General features: G+C 47.3%; 2 protein-coding genes and 1 pseudogene. All 3 read right to left on the bottom strand.

The window, feature by feature from the left end:
• Window positions 1-767, bottom strand: a 767-nt coding sequence (locus tag PX481_RS29465; protein ID WP_288097525.1) for a phosphatidate cytidylyltransferase, incomplete at its 3' end; no start/stop codon positions are given.
• A 42-nt stretch (window positions 768-809) separates the two neighbouring features.
• Window positions 810-1400: a precorrin-6Y C5,15-methyltransferase subunit CbiT gene (gene cbiT, locus PX481_RS29470; protein WP_002732225.1), complete on the bottom strand. Its 591-nt coding sequence runs from the start codon at window positions 1398-1400 to the stop codon at window positions 810-812.
• Between the two features lie 438 nt (window positions 1401-1838).
• Window positions 1839-2896: pseudogene (locus tag PX481_RS29475) on the bottom strand (chromosome segregation ATPase); the annotation flags it as partial.

Consider the following 2896-nt stretch of genomic DNA (forward strand, 5'->3'; position numbering starts at 1 on the left):
GTCAAATCGCCCAATAAACTGACAATACCAATTAATAAGCCCAAAATTAAGCCCGTCAGCTGCCAATAGGGCCAATCTAAATACCAAGCACCCACCTCGGCCACCGCTATACTGCCAAGAATCCCAAAAAAGGAACCTTCCACGGTTTTTTTGGGACTAATCAGCGATAAACTGGTTTTCCCTAACCATTTTCCCATGATATAAGCTCCGATATCGGCGGCCCAAATGCAACCGAAAGCTAGAAAAGTCACCGTCAAAGCGGCCGGGAATAATTTCGGTTCCATCCACGATTCTGGCCAATATCCCATCAGGGGTAAGTTACTGGCCATAGCCACGGGACCACTTTCAGGAGAAAAACCGACCCGTAAACGAATCCAATAACTAGGTAAGTAACCACCATAAAACAGACCGAGAATTGAGGTGGAAATGTCGGCAATTGTCGCCATTTTGGGCTGAAAGAGCAGATAAAAACAAATTAACGCCCCAGCGAGGGGAAACATGGCATCGGTGAGGGGGGCTGCCATAGTTGCCGTCAGTAGTAATAATTGCGAAACTACGAGAGTGGTTTTAGCGGCCGGTTCAATGCCTTTAGCGCGAACTAAGCGAAAATACTCCAATTGTCCCAAAAAGACGATAACACCGATGCCGAGGGTGAAATACCAACCCCCAACGATAATAATTCCCAGTGCGAAGGCAATAGCAAAAATAGCGCTGACAATGCGTGGCCAAGGCATGGTTAATCCAGAGAAGTTAGGCGGCATTGTCATAATTATATAGATTAAGAAAACTTTATGGAAGGTTATCCCCAATTAAAGTTTATCGCCACTCAGGATGAACATGGGATCAACGGCGGCAAAAACTTGGTGAATACCCCTAGTTTCTAGGCGATTTACTGCCGCTTGGACAATCTCGATATTACGCGCCTGTAAATTAGAAAAGCCTTCGGAAAATTGATAGAGGGTTTCTAAATTATTGGCCGTAGCCACGATGCGGCCGTTGGGTTTCAGGTATTGCCACACTTCTTGCAGAACCGATTTAATCGGTTTGCCGCCCTCGATACAGACGCGATCGGGTGCTAGGGATATATTGGGCAGACAATCGGGCGCGCTGCCTTCAAAAACCGTAACATTTTTAACCCCAAAGCGATCGCAATTACGGCGGATTAAACTGGCCACTTCTTCATCTCTTTCAATGGCAATAATCGGACTATTGGGACATAATAAGCCAATTTCAACGGGAATAGTGCCGGTTCCTGCGCCGATATCCCAGAAAACCCCCCCATCTCCTAACCTCAAAGCGGAAATCATCAATAATCTCACCTCGCGTTTACTCAAGGGAATCCCGGGCAAACGTTCAAACAGTTCATCGGGAATACCGGGGGTTTTATATAACCAAGTCATGGGGGATCAATTATTGAGAAGCTTCACTACCAAGCATTATTATATAAGTTTGTCAAGTTTTCTTTATCAAGTAAACAGGGACTTTTCTCGGTATAAAACCCTGATAATAGCTCTAAAAAGCTATTATTTGTCATTACAGCTTTTTTCCTGTCAAGGGAGTAGATACCGAGAGGTGGGAGGGGACTTGATGGAACCTAGCATAATTACACGATCTTGTCAAGGATTTTTGGTTAGGAAAAAAGTAACTTTTTCTGAGCCAATGTCACAGATATTGTTAGCATCGGTAGCTAAACTGTTCTACCGCAAAAAACCGTGTTAGATTGACTTCGATCGATTTTAAATTGAGTTCGGTTAGGCAATTTGTTAAGTCTCTCATCTTTCCGGGGATGAGGGACTTTCTTAGGGGCAATCCACAGCAAAAACAGCCTCTAAAACTGATTATTGACCCGGACTTGGTGCTTCTCTCGGGGACTCTGGGGAAAGGGGAGTCGATTCAACTATTGGCGCCGGGGCCGGAGGTTGGAGAATATTGCGCCAGCCTTGCATTTGGGAGCGAGCCGAACTGTAGGCGGTACTTTCCGGGGATACGGATTCAGCAAGGCGAATAGCTTCCAGATAACGGCCATTATTAGCTTGGGCCGTGGCTAAAGACAAAAGCTGATAACTCCAACGTTCCAGCAATTCACTCCGTTGCACACCCGCGTCGGTTTGAGTGGAAATATTGGTAACTAAAGCAATCGCTCGGGTTAAACCTTCTGCGGTTCCCATCGCCGCTAATTGATTAGCCTGTTGGAGATTTTGACCGGCCCGCAACTCTCGGCGCCAACGACGGATATTTTGGGATGCTTCCCCGGAAAGAGCGCGACCGGGGGGAATTTGATTGGCAGTTTCCATCGCTGTGCTATAGTCTTTGAGATTGGCCAAAGCTTGAGCCTGATCTAAAATGGGTTGATCCTCCATGCGTTCAATCCGCGCTTGCCAGTCGCCAATTTCCCGTTGAGCATCCCTGTATAGGACCCGATTGTTAGTGATTGCTCGCGCCTGAATAATAGCGTTACTGAGGGAGTTAATATCGCCGGGGAGAGCTATTTCCCGCGCGCGTTCTAAAATCGGTCGGTCTTCAATGACTTGTATTTGACGATTCCAAGAGCCAATTTCCTGCTGTGCTTGCGACCAGAGGGGATTAGTCCGGGGAACCTCGCCCGCTTTCACGATAGCGGCGCTATACTGCTCGATCGTACCTGCTTGTGCTAAATCTCTAGCCTCAGACAGTATTTTTAGATCCTGTACCTGTAACTGCCAGCGCTCCCTCATAGCTAGGGCCGTTTGATGGAGGGGTCGAGAAGGGTCGATTTGTTCTAGTCCCAAGATGCCAGCTTCTAATCCGTCCACCGTGCCGGCTTCCGCATCTAAGGCCGCTGCGGACAAGAGGGACCAATCGGTGACATCTTCTTTAATTTTGAGGTCTTTGGGGGTTTGGTTAGCCAAATCCTGGA

The organism is Microcystis sp. M53603_WE2 (assembly GCF_030065435.1).

Excerpts from the sequence above, each read along its gene's own strand:
- cbiT (WP_002732225.1), bottom strand. The coding sequence starts at position 1,400 with ATGACTTGGTTATATAAAACCCCCGGTATTCCCGATGAACTGTTTGAA.